Source organism: Protofrankia sp. CiP1_Cm_nod2 (assembly GCF_920664355.1).
Classification (GTDB): domain Bacteria; phylum Actinomycetota; class Actinomycetes; order Frankiales; family Frankiaceae; genus Protofrankia.
This window is the reverse complement of sequence record NZ_CAKKTL010000043.1, coordinates 6296-22667: the sequence shown is the minus strand read 5'-3', so window position 1 is coordinate 22667 and position 16372 is coordinate 6296. Positions and strand designations below refer to the sequence as shown.

Below are 16372 nucleotides of genomic sequence, written 5' to 3'. Positions count from 1 at the left end.
CCCGTCCGCCGTCGGCCGGGCCGGCGTCTTCCGGTTCCCGCAGTGCCGCTTCCGGTTCCCGCAGTGCCGCGCGCTCACCGGGAGGTTGACCACCACGTCCTTCCGGACGAGCCGGAAACCGTCGAGAAGGTACACATTCATCATGATCATTACCGCCGATCGTGACCGCACTGCGTCCCACCGTTGGATGATCATCCTAAAAGGCTTTTCGTCGCGCAACGACGGTCTGTCCGCCAGCTGTCCGTCGGACATCTCGAACGTCCTGCGGACATTCCGGACAGATGTTCCGCGGCCACCCCGGCGGCCGTCCCGATGAATCTCCCGGCAGACGTCCCCACGGACGCCGGCCGACGGCACGGACGCGGCGGACAGGACAGACGGAGCGGACGGGACAGACGGAGGGGACAGACGGAGGGGACGGGACAGACGGAGCGGGCGGAGCGGTTCACGGTGCGGCCAGCCCGGTCGGGCGCAGGGGGCGGGCCCACGCGTGACCGTGGCCGGGAAGCGACCAGCCGTGAGGATGCCACGGGAATCATGCGCGGGACGCGAACGCCCCGCCACGATCGCGGCCCGGTCTCCCGGCGGAATGCCCGTGGCCCACCAGCGGGCCCGCCCAACGCGGACGGAACGGTTCACACATCAGATACGGCACTTCATTCCCGCTCCGTGGACGCGCGCAACCTTCCCCGACATCGGATATCATGTATATAATTCTGGCCTTTACATCGTCCTACTCGAACGGCACATCGCCACCTCCGAGGAGAGGTTCCCGTGGCCAGACGACGACCCGGTTCGGTTGCTCGCAAATCGCGCGCCGAGCAGGTAGCCGCTGACATCGAGGGCGAGATCCTCGAGACGCGGCTGCCGATCGGCGCGCACCTCGGTCGGCGCGTCGAGTTCATGGAACGGTTCGGCATCAGTCCGACAGTCATGAACGAGACCCTGCGGATCCTGCGCAACCGGGGCCTGGTGGGCGTACGCCCGGGCACCGGCGGCGGCATCTTCGTCGCCAGCCTGCCCCCACAGGTCCGGCTGGGAGCGATGGACCTGTGGTTCCACGACTCCGGTACCCATCCCCTCCAGCTGTTCGAGGCCCGGATGCACCTCGAGGCCGGCCTGGCCGCCGTCGCCTTCGACCGCGCGACCGCCGGTGACGTCGACGCGATCCAGGACGCCTATGACCACATGGCCTCGGCCCGGGACGCGCGCGGCTACGTCGAGGGCGCCATGAGCATGCACCGCGCGCTGGTCACCGCCGCGCGGATCCCGGTGCTGGACGGCATGCACCAGAGCGTGGTTGCCCTGCTCGAGGCGACGCTGAGCCGGGCGACGTTCGTCGACGGCCACGAACCGATGCTCCGGCACAGCCTGAACGTGCACTCCGACATCATCGAGGCGATCCGCACCCGTAATCGCTTCGCGTTCGACAGGGCGATGAAACTCCACAACGACGACCTGATTCGAACTGACGATCCGCACCCGTCCCCGAATATCAGAAAAATCTCCTCCGCCGGCACGCGCGCCCCAGTGGCCGAGCTGACCGGATGATGACTGGGCAACGCCATTGCCCGTTGCTCGCGGCGGGCACCGGGTCCGGCTGACGGCGCGGGGACCGGGCATTCATCACGGTTTTGTTCCCGGTCCGGCCGGTGATACCTCACCTGACGCGCCCCGCACCGCGCCGGGGGCCACCAGAGCCGCCGGCCGCGCGACGATGTTCGTCATCGCGCGGCCTTCGACCGTCACGACTGCTGATCGTCACAGGTTCCGCCCGTCACAACCGCCCGGCGGCCCCGGCACCAGGCGGCCCCGGCACCAGGCGGCCATGGCATCTGGCCGCCCCCACGACCGCCTGGCCGTTGCGGCGCCTGAGCGTCAGGACCTGACCGGCTGTCTGACGTCCGCAGCCTCGGCGGGCTGTTCGGCCGGTGTGTCGTCGGCGGCTGCCGCCCGCTCACGGCGCCGGCCCTTCGTCCCCTGCCGCCAGACGGCGAAGGACACCGCGGCGAGCAGAGCGACACCGTTGAACATGTCGTTGAGCCACTGGACCCCGGTGACGAACTGCAGGCCCTGCACGCCGGTGGCGAGCACGTAGACGGCCAGCAGCGTGCCCCAGACGTTGAACCGGCCGGGCCGCAGCTGCGTCGAGCCGAGGAAGACCGCGGCGAACGCCGGCAGCAGCAGCGCCTGGCCGAAGGTCAGGGACGGCCCGGACAGGGACGCATAGAAGATCCCGGCGGCCCCGGCGATGGTGGAGGACGCTATCAGCGACAGCCACGTCCAGCGGCCCACGCTGATCCCGGTCAGCCGCGCGGCTTCCGAACTGCCCCCGATGGCGTACAGGTAGCGGCCCACCGGCGTGTGGTCGAGCAGCCACCAGACGATGAACGCGAGCACGAGCATGTAGAGGACGATGATCTGGAAACCGAGCACGGTGTGCTGGGTGAAACCGGTCCACGCCGAACTGACCGGCGGGAACGGCTGGGTTCCTCCCGAAATGATCGTCTGAACGGCGGCGACGACGGTCGCCATGCCGAGCGTGGTGACGAAGGAGTTGACCTTCAGTTTGACGACGATGAACCCGGACAGCGTCCCGATCGCGGCCGACGTGACGACCGCCACGAGAATCGCCGGGCCCATGCCCACGTGGTGCACGGTCTGCAGGTCGACCACGAGCACCGTCGACAGGTTGGTCACCGCGCCGATCGACAGGTCGTACACGCCGGCGGTGAGCGGGATGAGCAGGCCGAGGGCCAGCATCGCCGACACCGCCTGAGCGGCGGCCACCGAGTGCAACGTGGCACTGGTCAGGAAGAGGTCCGGTTTCCAGATCCCGAACACGATGATGAACGTCGCCCACAGGTAGAGCCCGCTGTAGTTCTGCAGACCGAAGCTGAACCTGCGCCTGTCTGTCGCGCTCATGAAATCCCCCCATCGTTCGCTCCGAGGCCCGCCCCGAGGTCTGCGCCGAGGCACGCGTGTGAAATTGCCGCCGCCGTGACGGCGCTGCCGGCCAGGGAGGCCGCGATCCGCCCTTCGCGCAGGACCAGCACCCGGTGGCACAACGCCGCGAGCTCGTCGGTGTCCGACGAGCTGACGACGACGCCGGCGCCGGCTCTCGCGGCCTCCAGGATCTCCAGGTGCAGGTCGGCCTTGGCGCCGATGTCCACGCCCTGCGTCGGCTCGTCCAGCAGGAACACCTTCGGCGTACGGCGTAGCCACTTCGCGAACAGGACCTTCTGCTGGTTGCCGCCGCTGAGGGAGGACAACGGCGCCTCGGCCGCCGCCGGCCTGACGCTCAGACGCTCGATCCAGCCCGTCACCTCGCTCTTCTCCTGGCGCCGCGACAGCCGCAGGCGACGCCAGAACGGCGCGAGGTCACTGATCGTCATGTTCTCCCGCACGCCCAGGTCGAGGAAGCCGCCCTGTGTCTTGCGGTCCGGGGGGAGGAACGCGACGCCGGCCCTCATCGCCAGATCAGGCCGTGACGGCGGCAGGGCCGTCTGCCCGACGCGGACCGTGCCGGCCTGTCTGGGATGGGCCCCGAACAGGACCGACAGCAGGCTCTCCCGTCCGGAGCCGGTGATCCCGGCGACCCCGACGACGTCACCCGCCCGTATCTCCAGCGAGATCCGGTCGATCGGGCCGGCCGAGACCGCGTCGGCGACCAGCAGCGGCTCGTCGTGCTCCACCGGCAGTTCGGCCGACACCCGGTGGACGTCCTCGAACTCCGTGCCGACGAGCAGGGAGATCAGCTCCGCCCGGCTCACCGAGGCGACCGGGACCCGGGCCACCCGGTGGCCGTCGCGGAGCACGGTGATCGTCGTGGCCACCTGGAAGACCTCTTCCAGCCGGTGCGTCACGTAGAGAACCCCGACTCCGCGGTTCGCCACCGTGCGCACCATCGCCAGCAGATGCTGCACCTCCGCGTCGGGCAGAGTGGCGGTGGGCTCGTCGAGCACCAGCAGCGACACCGGCGGCGCGGACGCGTCCTCCCGGAGCGCGCGGGCCACCGCGACACCCGTGCGCTCGGCGGGCGAGAGCGTCCCGACCAGGAGATCCGGGTCGAGATCCAGCCCGACGCGGGCGAGGTCCCGGCGCGCTGTACGCCGCAGCTCCCCGTCCCGGACGGTGCCCCACTTCAGCGGGAACCCGGCGACCAGCGCGAGGTTGTCGGCGATCGAACGGGAGTCGATCAGGCCCAGGTCCTGGTGGACGAACCGGCAGCCGAGGGCGTACGCGGAGTCCGGTGAGCCCGGCTCCAGGGCACGGCCGGCAACGAGGACCTCACCGCCCGGATCGGGCCGGTGGTACCCCGCCAGGATCTTGATGATCGTGGACTTGCCCGAACCGTTCTCGCCCAGCAGCGCGTGGACCTCGCCGGCGGCCACGTCGATGTCGACGCCGGACAGGGCCGGATTGCCGAAGAACGTCTTGGAGACGCCGCGGACCGCGAGCGCAGACGGCTCGCGATCCGCGACGGACTCAGGCCGAGCACTCACCGAAGCTTCCACAGGGCCTTGAACTGGTCCGCGTAGTCCGTCGGCTGGTCATAGCTGTCGCTCGGCTCGACCAGGCTGTCCTTTGTCAGCAGCCCGACCGAGGAGAGTCCTTCGTTCTCGGGGATCGGCAGGCCCTGGGCGTGACGGATCGCCGCGTCGACGACGAGCCAGCCGGCGTAGCGGCCGCCGGTACCGGTGACCGCCGCGAACTGCCCGGTCTTCAGTCCTTCCTCCTGTGCCCTGGAGCCACAGCAGCCCGCGATCTTGACCTTGCCGCTCAGGCCGGCGGCGCTCAGCGCGGCGGGCAGCGGCTGCACGAACGCCGAGTTCGAGACGACGACGTACTTGATGGCAGGATCCTTGCGCAGCGCCGAGACGATGGTGCTGTTGATCGCACCGTTGCCCACGTCCGGAATACCAACCTTGATCTTGGTCACTTCACATCCGGGGCAGTCCTTGGCGATGGCCGCCTCGAAACCGGTCGACACCGCCCCGAGGTACGGATAGTCGGGGATGCTCACCGACAGCACCTTCCCCTTGGCGCCCGAATCCGCGATGAGCCAGGCCGACAGGAGCTGGCCCTGCAGAGCCGCGTAGTCAGAGTTCGCGACATTGGCAATGACCGTCGAGCTGATTTCCGCCGGCCCGACGAACACCGGAATGATCGGGACACCGGCCTGCTGGTACTGCGGGACGCTTCCCGACCAGAGGGCGTACGGCGCGGCAACGATGGACACGGCGACGGGGTTGTAGCGCAGCGCCTGCGTGAGGCCGGCGGTCAGCGTGGACGGGTTCGTCGACTGGAAGGGGATGCTCCTGAACTGCCAGCCCGCGGCCTCCGCGGCGGCCTGCACGCCGCTACCCACCACCTGACACTGCGGCTGCTCGCACTGCAGGTACACCAGGGTCTTGCCCGGCTCCGGCGTGGAGTTCAGCGGCGCGGTGATGGAGATCTTCGTCGGCGGCGTGAGGTAGGGCTTGATGAAGGCGTTGGCCCTCTCGACCTCGCCGCCCGCGGCCACCGACGAGGAACCGCCGGACGGTGCGGGGTTCTCGTCCGAGGACGAGCTGCCGCAGGCGGTGGCAGCCGTGGCCAGCGCGACGCAGGCGACCAGCAGGACACGTAAACGCATACGGCCGGCGGACCAGCGGGATCTGCCGGTGGGTTCTCCAATACTCACGCTATGAGTCGTCGGCATTTCTGCGGCTCACCTTTCTGGTGGTCGACGACGCCGGCGACAGGCCCCCGGCGTCGTCTTCGGATGAGTGCCGGTATCTCACTACGGCACGGTTCGATAACGGCACGGATCGCTATGACATACAGATCGCCACGGCTCTGTAGCGAGCTGTCGGTGAATAACCGGGCCGCCCGGACGCACGGCTGGACGTACGGCCGGTGATCAGTCGATGTTCGGGATTTCGCGTCCTGCCCGCCGGAAGCGGGTGGTCACCCGCGGACGGCCGCGGTGAGAACGCCGGTCACGCATGCGGTTCGCTGTGGCGGACGGTCCGCGGCCGCCGGCCCGGGCCTCGCGACCACGGCCGTCCCGTCGCCGGGCGTGATCGTGCCCCACCGTGACCGCGTCCTGTCACGTACCGGCTCAAAGCCGGGGACGGACAGCACGGCAAGGGCGACGCCACGCATCCGACCAGACCGGGACCGGGTCGGGATCCGTCGAGTCCAGCAGCGTGTGGACGGGCACTGCTTGCGCATCGGCCATCCAGCACATCAGGCACCTCCTCCCCCCAGGGGCACCGCGGCGCGATGGGCGAGCCATCGATGACGCCAGGACCACGGCCGTCGGCATGCGCCGACCTGGCCGTGGCGAGTCCGACAACACGATCGGGTGACAACCGCTTCTCCACGTTCTGGTGCCGGCTGGCAGCCGATGTACAGGTCAGACCCGATGTGTGACCTTCGTTACGTCCGGAAGACTAGGCATAATGCATACACAATGCAAGGGGTATTTACGGGCGATCAACGATCATCGACCAGCCGGGCGCACGCCGAGGGAATACTCGACACAGCGCACCCATAAAATTACTCAAAGCCATCTGACGACTCGCCCCACCAGGCCATCGACGACGAAACCCGATTCTCTCGCTACTTTTTGATACCAACAGCTCGCCAGCCCCGACTACTCTCCGAAACCAGCCGCCCCTCAGCGCGGACTGCTCTCCAGTGCCGGTTACTCTCCACGCCGACGGCTTCCTGACACCGACGGCCGCCCCCACAACCCACGACCGGCACGGCCGCCACCCCGGGACCGTCCCGAACCCGGGACCGTCCCGGACAGGCGGGCGCCCCGCTCACCCGCCCGGCGGAGGCTCGGCCACGCTGCCCCGGAGCGGCCGCGACGGACTCCGGGCGGGGCGGCCTCCCGCCTCACCAGCCACCCCCCGCGCCAGGGGCCTGACTGAACGCGCAGACCGCCCCACCGCAGGGAAAAAACCGCTGCCATAACGACGGAAACCACCTACGGCCGCGGTCGATACCCGTCGGCCGTAGGTGGAAACCGCTGCTGTGGCGACGAAAGCCACCTACATGTTGCGTCGTTCGCATGTTGCGTCGTTCGGGACCGCTAGCCATCAGGGAGATCCGCCGCCGGCATCGGGGGCCGTAGCCGACTGACGGGACAGCCCTCAGTCCCCTCAGTTCGCCGGAAGAGCCTCCTCGAATCCCAACGCGCGCAGCACGCTGCCAGCCGCCGACACGACCCTGGCGCTCCCGACGATCGGCGCGATGGCGGTGCACACACCCTGGGCGTCGGCGGCGGTCAGCCCGGCGTCCCGGGCAACGGCGAGGTTCATCAGATAGGAGACGGGCGCCGAGTCCATGGCGATGAGCGCGGCCAGCCGGACAAGGTGGTAGGTACGTTCGTCGAGGCCGGACCTCTCCAAAGTGTCCAGATGCATCTGAACGAGCTCTTCAAGCACCGGGGAATCGCCTTTCGCGATCGCGCCGAGGGTCCGCTCAGGGGCCTGCGTCGCCATTTGTCGCTCCCTCTGGATTATTAGCGCCTCAATGACATCAATACCCAGACGTCCCTACCCCGCGAGCGACCCGTAAAACACGGCGACCCGAACCGGCAAAATCATCATTTTTACCGGATGACACGGAAACGACATACATTCCCGGCTCGGGACGGCCCGGCTACGGAATCATCCCTGCCAGGGCAGCGGAACACCGAGGGCATGCGGCCGGGCGGGCCGGCAGGTCCGTGTCGGGCCGCATCAGGTGCACCACCTGCCGCCGGCAGCGGCCCGTGCCCCGCGTCAGATCTCGCCTGTCACTCCGCCAGGGCTGGGCTGGGCTGGGCTGGGCTGGTCTGGTCAGCGTCGGCTCGGGCAGCGCGGGCGCGACGGCCCGCCGGGACGAGCCTGATCCACTCCGTGGCCTGGCGGAGGCCGGCGCTCATGACTCGGCCAGGAAGCCGGAGAGCGCGGCGGCGAGCGCGGCCGGCTGATGCTCCTGGATGTTGTGGCCCGCCTCGATCTCGACGATCTCGGCCCGTGGGACGCGGGAGCGGAACTCGCCGACCGTCTCCGGTGTGAGGAACCCGTGCGTGCCGTGGACCAGGAGCACCGGGACGGCTGTGGCCTCCAGCGCCGGCCACAGGTCGCGGAAGTCGACGTTCAGCCGCGCGTCGGGAGGAGGGCTGGCGAGGTGGTGCTTGAACACGACCGTGCCGTCGTCACGCACCCGGGTGTTGAGCACGACGCCTCTGGCGAGCGCCCGCCGCGAGAACCCGATCCCGGCGGCGAGGGCCTTCTCCACGATCTCCTCGCGGGAGCCGAACACCTGCGGCCCGGCGAGGAAGTCCCTCACCTGGGTGGCGTCCTCGGCGCGCAGACCAGGACTGACATCCACGATGACCAGGCGTTCGACCAGATCCGGACGCGACTCGGCCAGGGCGATCGCGGTGACGCCTCCCAGCGACTGGCCGACAACGGTCTGCCGTGCCCCCGGCGCGACGGCGTCGAGGACGGCGGCCACGGCCCGCGCGTTCGGACGCGGGGCATAGTCGAAGTCGTCGCGCCATGCCGAGTCGCCATGGCCCGGCAGGTCCACCGCGAGGGCCGGCCGGCCGAGCGCCAGGAGCGTCGCATCCCAGGTGTGGGCGTTCAGGCCGCCGCCGTGCAGCAGCGTGAGGTCCGGAGCGTCACCCCAGAGCAGCGCGCTGACCGCACCGGCCGCGGTCGTGGCGCCAACCCGGCGTACCGCTGGCAGGCCGGCCGGGGCGCCTACCTCCGCCGCGTCCTCGGCGAGGAAGGCGAACTCGTCACGATCGTCGCTCACCATCGTCCTTCCGTCACCGCATGTTTCACCGACACGTACCTCACCCGGTCGGAAACCAGCACCAGTAACTCATCTCGCCGCGGTAACGACAACCAGTTTCCCAACGCCCCGTTTGTCGGCCGGTGGGCTCTTCCAGGCCCAGCGCGGCCCGCGGGGGAAGCGGGAACGGTCAAGCCGGCCGCCCGGGCGCCGGCCCAGCGGATACGGGCCGGCCTGACAGAAACCCCGCGACACAACTCGCGGTGACGCGACGGCGGGCCGAGCCCGGCTCCGACGGTGAGCCGCCCGCAACGAACATGTTCTTCCGCGCTATGGAGCCGGTGTGACGAACTCGGGCTGGTCGAGCAGACGGAGCCAGCTGCCGTCGGGCTGCCTGCGGGCCACCTGGGCGCGGGCGCCCGCGCCGTCCCTGGCCAGGGTGGATGTGAGCGCGATGTCGCCAGTTATGAGGGTCGGCAGCGGCGGCTCCAGCTCGAAGCGGGGCACGTTGACCAGGATCTTCTCCCACAGGTCCTGGATGGCGGCTCGGCCGACCGTCCGGCTGCCGGGCGGGTAGGCCATGACCGCATTCTCCTCGTAGAGAGCCGCAATGCCCGCGGCGTCCCCTTCGTTGGCGCGCTCCACAAAAAGACGCGTAAGGTCTTCCGGCTTCTGCGCCTTCTCTTTGGCGGACATAAGCGGTTCCCTTCGATGCGAGTGCGGATCAATGCGAGATCGGAAGTGCTCACTTTCAGTGAACACGAACCAGCGCCAGCAGTCCAACATCTGTTACTGCTCGGAGCTGGCATCTCCGGATATGCAACTCGGGCAGCTGGAGTACTTCGTCGCGGTCGCCGAGGAGGCGAACTTCACCCGGGCGGCCGAGCGGGTGTACATCAGCCAATCCGGAGTCAGCGCCCAGATCCGACAGCTCGAACACGAGCTCGGAGCCGTTCTCCTCGACAGGTCCGGCCGGCGGTGCACGGTGACCACCGCCGGAGCCCAGCCCGTCGGCGAGCCGACCGTTTCTGGAAGATCATGAAGCCAGTTCCGAAGCCCGCCGCCAGGCCGGCGTTGTTGACCACGATGTCCAGCCGGCCAGTGTCGGTGGCCGCCTGGCCGAAGCCCCGGCGTCCGCCCGGCCCGAGGCCTCCAACGAGATCAAACGCGCCCTCGTCGGATACCTCCTGACACCACCCTGACCGGCCGGACAGTTCGGCGCGCTCCCCGCCGACGCCGGTATCACCGCCCGTATCGACCAACACCCGTCAGACAGGCCCCTGACGCTCGTTGCCCGTGTGCGGGCCGGGCCTAACGCTCGTTGCCCGTGTGCGGGCCGGGCGAGCCGGCGTCGTCAGCCGGCACGGAACGTCCGCCCGGGTGCAACCGCCCGGCCGGGCCCTGCGCGAACGTCGTCAACAACGTGGTTGTGACGGTGGTCGCGAAGTCCCGCACCGCCGGGCCGGTCGCCCCGGGGCCGCACACGTCGGTCACCGCGCACACCCACGCGCTGGTCCCCGAGTCGAACACCCCCGCGCCCGAGTCGGCCGTGTAGTAGCTGATGTCGGCGTGGTCGGGCCGGCCGTGGCAGACGACCGGGGAATGAGCGAGCACCTCGATCCGCGATGGTGTCGGATATGAAAAGTCGACCCGGTCGTACTCGGACCCGACCATTCCCGGTATCCGGGTACCGGCGGTCACCCCCGTGCCGGCGAACAACCAGTGCGCGGGATTCTGGACGACCAGGTCTGCGTGCACCGGATTGCACTGGTACATACCGCCGGTGAGCGCGCTCTCCGGAGCGGCCGCCGGTGGGGCGGGCCAGTTCGCGGTCACGGCGGGGTCGTTCACACCGTAGAGCGGATCCTCGGTGGCGACCTTGTAGGCGGTCTCCAGCCGGTCGGGCCCGGTAGCGGTCGGCCCGAGCCGGATACGGCGATACACCGCGTTCGCCCCCAGAAAGGCGAGGTTCACCCCGCGGTCGCGGGCCCGTGTCAACGCGTCCCGCATCGCGGGCGAGTAGTACTCGTCGTGCCCCATGGAGATGACCGCGTGCGCGCCGTCCAACAGCCGCGGATCGGCATGCAGGTCGATGTCGGTGGCATACGCGACGGGCAGGCCGAGCTTTTCCGCGAGAATGATGACGGGGGCCTCGTTGCCGGTGAAGTCCGCCGCGCCGTCACCGTAGTCGTACGGCCGGTCGAACGAGACGACCCGGGCCCGGTCGTCAAAGCCCTTCGGGCCGTGATAGAGGCTGTAGCCGCCCCAGGCGTTGTACGCCTGCCAGGTGGTGACCGCGCTCAGCATCACCAGCCGCCCGGCGGTCGTCGGGCTGCGGACCGTCAACGGAACATACGTCTGGAACCCGTCGGCGTCGTCCAGCCGGATCAGATAGGCGCCGGGCGGCCAGCCGCCCGTGTCGAACGTGGTGGTCGGCTGCCAGGAGGTGGTGACCGTGTTGGTCTTCGGGTCACGGGAGGCGGCAGCCTGCACCCGGCCGGGGAAAGGCCCGGCCTCGGCCACCAGACGGCAGGTCCGGCCGCCGTACCAGCCGATCCGGAACACCGAGGCCCTGAACGAGGCGGCGGTCGTGGAGGCGAACAGGCGGACGCCGTCCCCGGGCCGGACGCTGGCGCGGTCGAGCCAGCCCTCCACCGCGTGGTTGTAGCCGAGCCGGGCAAGACCGCAGTCGCTGCCGGGCCTGGCGTTCTCGGCGTGGACGTCGAGCCCGCCAGCGGCCGGGCCCGCCGCCGACAGCGGTCCACCCACTGGGCCGGCGGCGGTACTCGCGGCACGGCCCGGCGCCCGCCGGCCGCCCGCGGCGGGTGCGCCACTGCCGCACCCGCCGAGAAAGACGACGTAAACGAGCGCTGCCGTCAGCGCGACCGGGATGGATGCCGGTCGCCTCGGCCACCCCGCCGGCCCACGGCAGGAAACCGGACGAGCTGGTGTGCCGGCCCTCCGTGTCAACGTCACCTCGCCAGTGTCACGCCGGCTTTCGTGGCTGTCGCCCGGAACCTGCCCAGCGGGCCGAGGGCCGCCCTGCCGGAGGCCGTCCTGTCCAGGACCCGTCGTCGGCCACCCGTGATGGCGGGTCCAGCCGTCAGGGGACATTCGCCACGACGGTGCTGGAGCTGGATCCGACGACGTTGCGTCGTTCCTGGACGTGGGCGTGGGCCATGAGGCCGAACAGGACCGCGAGCAGGACTGCCGACGACCCGGGAGTCCCGAGGTCGAGGCCGCCCTTGGCGAGCGGCTTGGTGAGGAAGTCACCGGCGGTGGCGCCGAGGGGGCGGGTAAGCACGAAGGCAAGCCAGAACAGCGTCACGTTCGATACCGCGGACGCAGGTCTGAGGGCGAGCAGCAGACCGAGCAGCCCGACGATGAGCAGGACGCTGTCGGCATAACCGAGCCCTGAACTGTCGGACAGGAAGTCTCCCATGGAGGTCCCGAGAGTGTTCGAGACAAGGATGGCCGACCAGAACAGGACCTCTCCCCGGAAGGTGTCGATGTCGCGAATTGAAAACGTCAGTCCGGTGATCTTCCACACTATGAAGATGGCGACCAGCAACGAGACCAGGATCGCCGCGCCGACGGGGTATCCCAGCCCCAGGCCCTGCGGCCCCCAACCCAGCGAACTGGCCCCTTTGGCCAGGTACTTCGTGCTGGCGTCACGGTTCATGAAGTCGGACATCGTGGTGCCGGCCGTACTGGTGGAAAGAATGACCGTCCAGTAGAAGAACGGATTGTAACGCCTGGACCTGAGCTGCACGACAAGGGTGATTACGAAGATCAGAAAAAGTACTGTCGTCGTCAGGAAGTACCCGAGCCCGAGGGTCTGCGCGAACAGGTCACCCGCGGTCTCCCCGAGGGTCGTCGCGGCAATCTTCATGACCCAGAAGGCCAGGGTGATCTCCGGTAGCTTCTTCATCACCTGCCGGCCGCCACCGGCGACATCGACTTCGGTGAAGATTTCCGGTTTTGCCATTGTTATCCCTGTCTGTCTGACAGCTCGGAACACGGGGGCGTCGGACGTCCGTCGCTCGAGGTTTCGTCCCAGCCGGCCAGGGGCCGATCGATGGCAAGGACGAGGGTGACGAGCGCGCCGCCGTCCGGGTGGTTGGCCGCGGTGGCCCGTCCGCCGTGGGCCGCCGCGATCGCGGCGACGATGGCGAGCCCGAGACCAGCGCCGCCCTCGCCGCGCGTCCGGGCGGCGTCGGCACGGCTGAACCGGTCGAAGGCGCGGGGCAGGAAGACAGGTGGAAACCCCGGGCCGTGGTCACGGACCCGGAGCAGGACAGCGGCCGGACCGGTCCCGGTGACGGTCTCCTCTGGTGACAGCGTGGCGCTGACCTCGATCTCGGTCTCGGGAGGCGCGTGCCGGACGGCGTTACCGAGCAGGTTGTCGACGGCCTGGCGCACCCGGTCGGGGTCCACGTCCGCCAGCAACGGCCTTTCGACCGTGAGCCGCAGACGTGCTCCCTTCATGCGCGCCGCGGGTGTGGCCGCGCGGACGGCGTGGCGGAGCAGGTCCGCCACGCAGACCCGCTCCCGGTGGACGAGCTGGCCGGGATCGGTGTCGAAGCGGGCGAGAGCGAGCAGCGCCTCGGCCAGCCGGATGAGGCGATCGGTCTCGCCCGCCGCGCCGGACACCGCCTCGGTGAGCTCGCCCATGCTCCGTCCGGGCCGTAACGCGAGCTCCAGCTCGGCTTTCAGGATCGTCAGGGGGGTGCGTAACTCGTGGCCCGCGTCGGCGACGAAGGCGCGGTCCCGGGCGCGTGCGGCGTGCAGCCGGTCCAGCAGGTCGTTCATGGTGTCGGCGAGCGCGGCGATCTCGTCCCGGGTCGGCGGGACCTCGAGGCGTCCGCCCGTGTCGGCGACCCCCATCGCGGCGGCCTGGCGGCGCATCCGTTCCACCGGCCGCAACGCCGCCCCGGACAGGAGCCGCGCGGCGAGCGCGGACACCGCGACCATCGGCACGCTCGCGAGGACCATCACGTTGCGGACCCGGTCCTCGGCGGCATCGATGATCCTCGTCGGGGAGCCGACCAGGAGCACCACCCGCCGGCCAGGGGTGAGCGTCAGTGGTTCGGCGCGTACCCGTGTACTCTCCTCGCCGACACGCACGGTGACCAGCACCGGCCCGGACCGGGCCGACGCGAGGACGTCCCCGCCGACCAGCGGCCGTGTCCCGGCCGGTGGGGACGCCGCGAGCACCCGGCCATCGGCACCGATCAGCTGGCCGAGCGGGCCGGCGGAGGCCAGCGTCGCGTCCAGCGGCACGTCGGCTCCGGTCAGCCGCGCCCGCAGCCCTTCCGAGCGGGCGGCCAGCCCGGCGTCCAGGGAGGTCCGGAGACTGGAGCGGAGCTGTAGGTAGAACAGCACCCCCACGCCAGCGAGCACGAACACCGTCCCGAGCGCGAACACGGCCGCGAGCCGGACCCGCAGGGGCATGTCGACGCCTCAGCCCGGCCGTTGGCCGGTGCCGGCCCGCAGCCGGTAGCCGACCCCGCGCACCGTCTCCACCTGGGACACCCCGAACGGCTTGTCGATCTTGCGACGCAGGTAGGCGACGTACTGGTCGACCACGTTGGAGGTGGCGTCAGAGGCGAAGTCCCACACGTGCTCCATGATCGTGGTCCGGGTCAGGACATCGCCCGGGTGACGCATCAGGTACTCCAGCAGCGCGAACTCCTTCGGTGAGAGATCCAGCGGCGCCTCGTCCCGGCTCGCCGTCCGCGTGGCCGGATCCAGCCGCAGACCGCCGACCTCCAGGACGGCCGGCCGTGCCACCGCCCCGCGCCGCATCAGCGCCCGCAACCGGGCGAACAGCTCCCCGAAACTGAACGGTTTCGGCAGGTAGTCGTCCGCGCCGATGTTCAGGCCGCGAATCCGGTCGGCGACCTCGCCGCGGGCGGTCAGCATCAGCACCGGCGCCCAGCGGCCGGCCGCCCGCAGGCGCCGGCACACCTCGAACCCGTCGATCCCCGGCAGCATCAGATCCAGGACGATCACGTCGTAGGCCACCTCGCAGGCCTGCCACACCGCGTCGACACCGTCCGAGACGACGTCGACGGCGAACCCCTCCTCCACGAGGCCCCGGCGCAGCAGCGCGGCGGTCCGCGTCTCGTCCTCCACCACCAGCACCCGCATGACCGCACGATAGGCGCCCCACCATGTGGAGACGATGTGAGCCGAACGTCGCCGGCCCAACACGGGACCGAACTCCGAGGCCGGTGACCAGCGGCTTCCCTCTCCGAGCATCGCCAAGCTGGCGATGCCCACTCCCGCGGCGCTCACTCCCGCGGCCCATTCCCGCGTCCCATTCCCGCGTCCCATGCTCGCGTCCCATGCTCGCGTCCCATGCTCGCGTCCCATGCTCGCGTCCCACTCCCGCGTCCCACGCTCGCAGCCCACCCTCGCGGCGGAGCGGCCCGCGTTCACATGCTCCTCACATGCGCGACGCCCTATCGTTGTCGCTCGTCACATGCGGACCAGCCCAGGTGACGAGCGACGAGGCGGAGCTCATACCGTGTGACCGCCAGCAACTCGGTCGTGCGGGCATGCCGCCGCACCTGGATCATCAAGGATTTCGACCACGTGAGCGTGATCAGTGTCGGGCAGGCCGCCGTCCTCGGTGTCGTCGAGGGAGTCACGGAGTTCCTCCCGATCTCCTCGACCGGACATCTGAAGATCACCGAAGGGCTGATGGGGATACCCGTCGACGACACGTCCGTGGTCGGCTTCACCGCGATCATCCAGGTCGGCGCGATCGCGGCCGTCCTGGTGTACTTCTTCGCCGACATCCGTCGTTTCGCCACCGCCTGGGCTCGCGGCCTGGCCAGCCCGCGAGCCCGGCAGAACCCGGACTACACCTTCACCTGGTGGGTGATCTACGCGACCATCCCCGTCGTCCTCGTGGGGCTCGCCGCCAAACCGCTGATCGACGGGCCACTGGCGTCACTGTGGGTCGTCGCCGGCTCGCTGCTCGCCGGCAGCGCGCTGATGTGGTTCGCCGACGGCTTCGGACGTCACAAACGGGGCGAGGACGACATATCCCTCTCCGACGCCATGGTCGTCGGATCGTCGCAGATCCTCGCTCTGCTGTTCCCCGGGTTCTCCCGTTCCGGCGCCACCATCTCCACCGGGCTGATCCGCGACCTCGACCGGGTCGCGGCCACCCGGCTGTCGTTCTTCCTGTCCATCCCGGCGCTGACCGGCGCCGGACTCTACGAGCTCAAGGACGCCGTCGGCGGCGGCGTGTCCGTGCCGTCCGTCGCCGTCGGCACGCTGGTGTCCTTCGCCGTCGCCTACGCGTCCATCGCCTGGCTGCTCAGATACATCGCCGGGCACAGCTTCAACGTGTTCGTCACCTACCGCGTCGCCGTCGGCGTGGCGCTGTTCGTGCTGCTGGCCACCGGAGCCCTGCACGCCTGACACGGGCGCACGGGCGCACGGGCGCACGGGCGCACGGGCGCACGGGATCAGACGAGAAGATCGCTTACTGACACCGGGACCAGGCCTGCCGTACGCAGGTTCGTGACGATGCGGGCAAACGCGGTGACGGTTCCCGGATAGCCGAAGTGCA

At 69.8% G+C, this 16372-nt stretch carries 12 protein-coding genes and 1 pseudogene; 3 read left to right on the top strand and 10 right to left on the bottom strand.

All coding sequences use genetic code 11. The features are described from left to right. The first annotated feature begins 774 nt into the window (after positions 1-774). A complete protein-coding gene (locus tag NBW84_RS07175) occupies positions 775-1551 on the top strand; it encodes an FCD domain-containing protein (protein ID WP_250282881.1) in 777 nt (258 codons plus the stop codon). A gap of 327 nt (positions 1552-1878) precedes the next feature. Here the strand turns inward: NBW84_RS07175 and NBW84_RS07170 are convergent, their stop codons facing one another. The 6 genes from NBW84_RS07170 to NBW84_RS07145 all read right to left on the bottom strand — a co-directional run bounded on the left by NBW84_RS07170 (position 1879) and on the right by NBW84_RS07145 (position 9480). Continuing rightward, positions 1879-2925 (bottom strand): ABC transporter permease, encoded by a 1047-nt coding sequence (locus NBW84_RS07170; protein ID WP_250282879.1) that lies wholly within the window; start codon positions 2923-2925, stop codon positions 1879-1881. After that, a complete protein-coding gene (locus NBW84_RS07165; RefSeq protein ID WP_250282877.1) occupies positions 2922-4505 on the bottom strand; it encodes a sugar ABC transporter ATP-binding protein in 1584 nt (527 codons plus the stop codon). Before NBW84_RS07165 ends, NBW84_RS07170 begins: the two co-directional genes overlap by 4 nt. Further along, positions 4502-5638, bottom strand: coding sequence for a sugar ABC transporter substrate-binding protein (locus NBW84_RS07160; protein ID WP_250282874.1), 1137 nt, complete (start codon positions 5636-5638; stop codon positions 4502-4504). The genes NBW84_RS07165 and NBW84_RS07160 overlap by 4 nt, the downstream gene beginning before the upstream one ends. Positions 5639-7157: 1519 nt before the next feature. Next, complete coding sequence (locus NBW84_RS07155) at positions 7158-7499, bottom strand: carboxymuconolactone decarboxylase family protein (protein WP_250282872.1); 342 nt, start codon at positions 7497-7499, stop codon at positions 7158-7160. 421 nt (positions 7500-7920) lie between these two features. Then, positions 7921-8808 carry an alpha/beta fold hydrolase gene (locus NBW84_RS07150; RefSeq protein WP_250282871.1) on the bottom strand — a complete coding sequence of 296 codons (888 nt, stop codon included), beginning with the start codon at positions 8806-8808 and terminating at the stop codon, positions 7921-7923. A 306-nt stretch (positions 8809-9114) separates the two neighbouring features. Further along, positions 9115-9480, bottom strand: coding sequence for a nuclear transport factor 2 family protein (locus NBW84_RS07145; protein WP_250282869.1), 366 nt, complete (start codon positions 9478-9480; stop codon positions 9115-9117). A 121-nt stretch (positions 9481-9601) separates the two neighbouring features. On the opposite strand from NBW84_RS07145, the pseudogene NBW84_RS07140 reads away from it, so the two are divergent. Beyond that, positions 9602-9784 (top strand): annotated as a pseudogene (locus tag NBW84_RS07140) (LysR family transcriptional regulator); the annotation flags it as partial. 311 nt (positions 9785-10095) lie between these two features. Here the strand turns inward: NBW84_RS07140 and NBW84_RS07135 are convergent. The 4 genes from NBW84_RS07135 to NBW84_RS07120 form a co-directional block, all read right to left on the bottom strand. Beyond that, the gene (locus tag NBW84_RS07135) at positions 10096-11553 is read right to left on the bottom strand and encodes a N,N-dimethylformamidase beta subunit family domain-containing protein (protein ID WP_250282868.1); all 1458 of its coding nucleotides are present in this window, start codon (positions 11551-11553) and stop codon (positions 10096-10098) included. A gap of 334 nt (positions 11554-11887) precedes the next feature. Then, the gene (locus NBW84_RS07130; protein ID WP_250282866.1) at positions 11888-12772 is read right to left on the bottom strand and encodes a COG4705 family protein; all 885 of its coding nucleotides are present in this window, start codon (positions 12770-12772) and stop codon (positions 11888-11890) included. A gap of 2 nt (positions 12773-12774) precedes the next feature. Continuing rightward, positions 12775-14238 (bottom strand): ATP-binding protein, encoded by a 1464-nt coding sequence (locus tag NBW84_RS07125; protein WP_250282864.1) that lies wholly within the window; start codon positions 14236-14238, stop codon positions 12775-12777. A gap of 9 nt (positions 14239-14247) precedes the next feature. After that, positions 14248-14937, bottom strand: a complete 690-nt coding sequence (locus tag NBW84_RS07120; RefSeq protein ID WP_250282897.1) for a response regulator transcription factor — start codon at positions 14935-14937, stop codon at positions 14248-14250. A gap of 447 nt (positions 14938-15384) precedes the next feature. Here NBW84_RS07120 and NBW84_RS07115 point away from each other — a divergent pair, with 447 nt between their 5' ends. After that, positions 15385-16221 carry an undecaprenyl-diphosphate phosphatase gene (locus NBW84_RS07115; RefSeq protein ID WP_250282896.1) on the top strand — a complete coding sequence of 279 codons (837 nt, stop codon included), beginning with the start codon at positions 15385-15387 and terminating at the stop codon, positions 16219-16221. The last annotated feature ends 151 nt before the right edge of the window (positions 16222-16372 follow it).

Coding starts and splice junctions, on each gene's coding strand:
- NBW84_RS07130 (WP_250282866.1), bottom strand. CDS start 12,772: ATGGCAAAACCGGAAATCTTCACCGAAGTCGATGTCGCCGGTGGCGGC.
- NBW84_RS07125 (WP_250282864.1), bottom strand. CDS start 14,238: ATGCCCCTGCGGGTCCGGCTCGCGGCCGTGTTCGCGCTCGGGACGGTG.
- NBW84_RS07170 (WP_250282879.1), bottom strand. CDS start 2,925: ATGAGCGCGACAGACAGGCGCAGGTTCAGCTTCGGTCTGCAGAACTAC.
- NBW84_RS07160 (WP_250282874.1), bottom strand. CDS start 5,638: ATGCGTTTACGTGTCCTGCTGGTCGCCTGCGTCGCGCTGGCCACGGCT.
- NBW84_RS07145 (WP_250282869.1), bottom strand. CDS start 9,480: ATGTCCGCCAAAGAGAAGGCGCAGAAGCCGGAAGACCTTACGCGTCTT.
- NBW84_RS07150 (WP_250282871.1), bottom strand. CDS start 8,808: ATGGTGAGCGACGATCGTGACGAGTTCGCCTTCCTCGCCGAGGACGCG.
- NBW84_RS07120 (WP_250282897.1), bottom strand. CDS start 14,937: ATGCGGGTGCTGGTGGTGGAGGACGAGACGCGGACCGCCGCGCTGCTG.
- NBW84_RS07155 (WP_250282872.1), bottom strand. CDS start 7,499: ATGGCGACGCAGGCCCCTGAGCGGACCCTCGGCGCGATCGCGAAAGGC.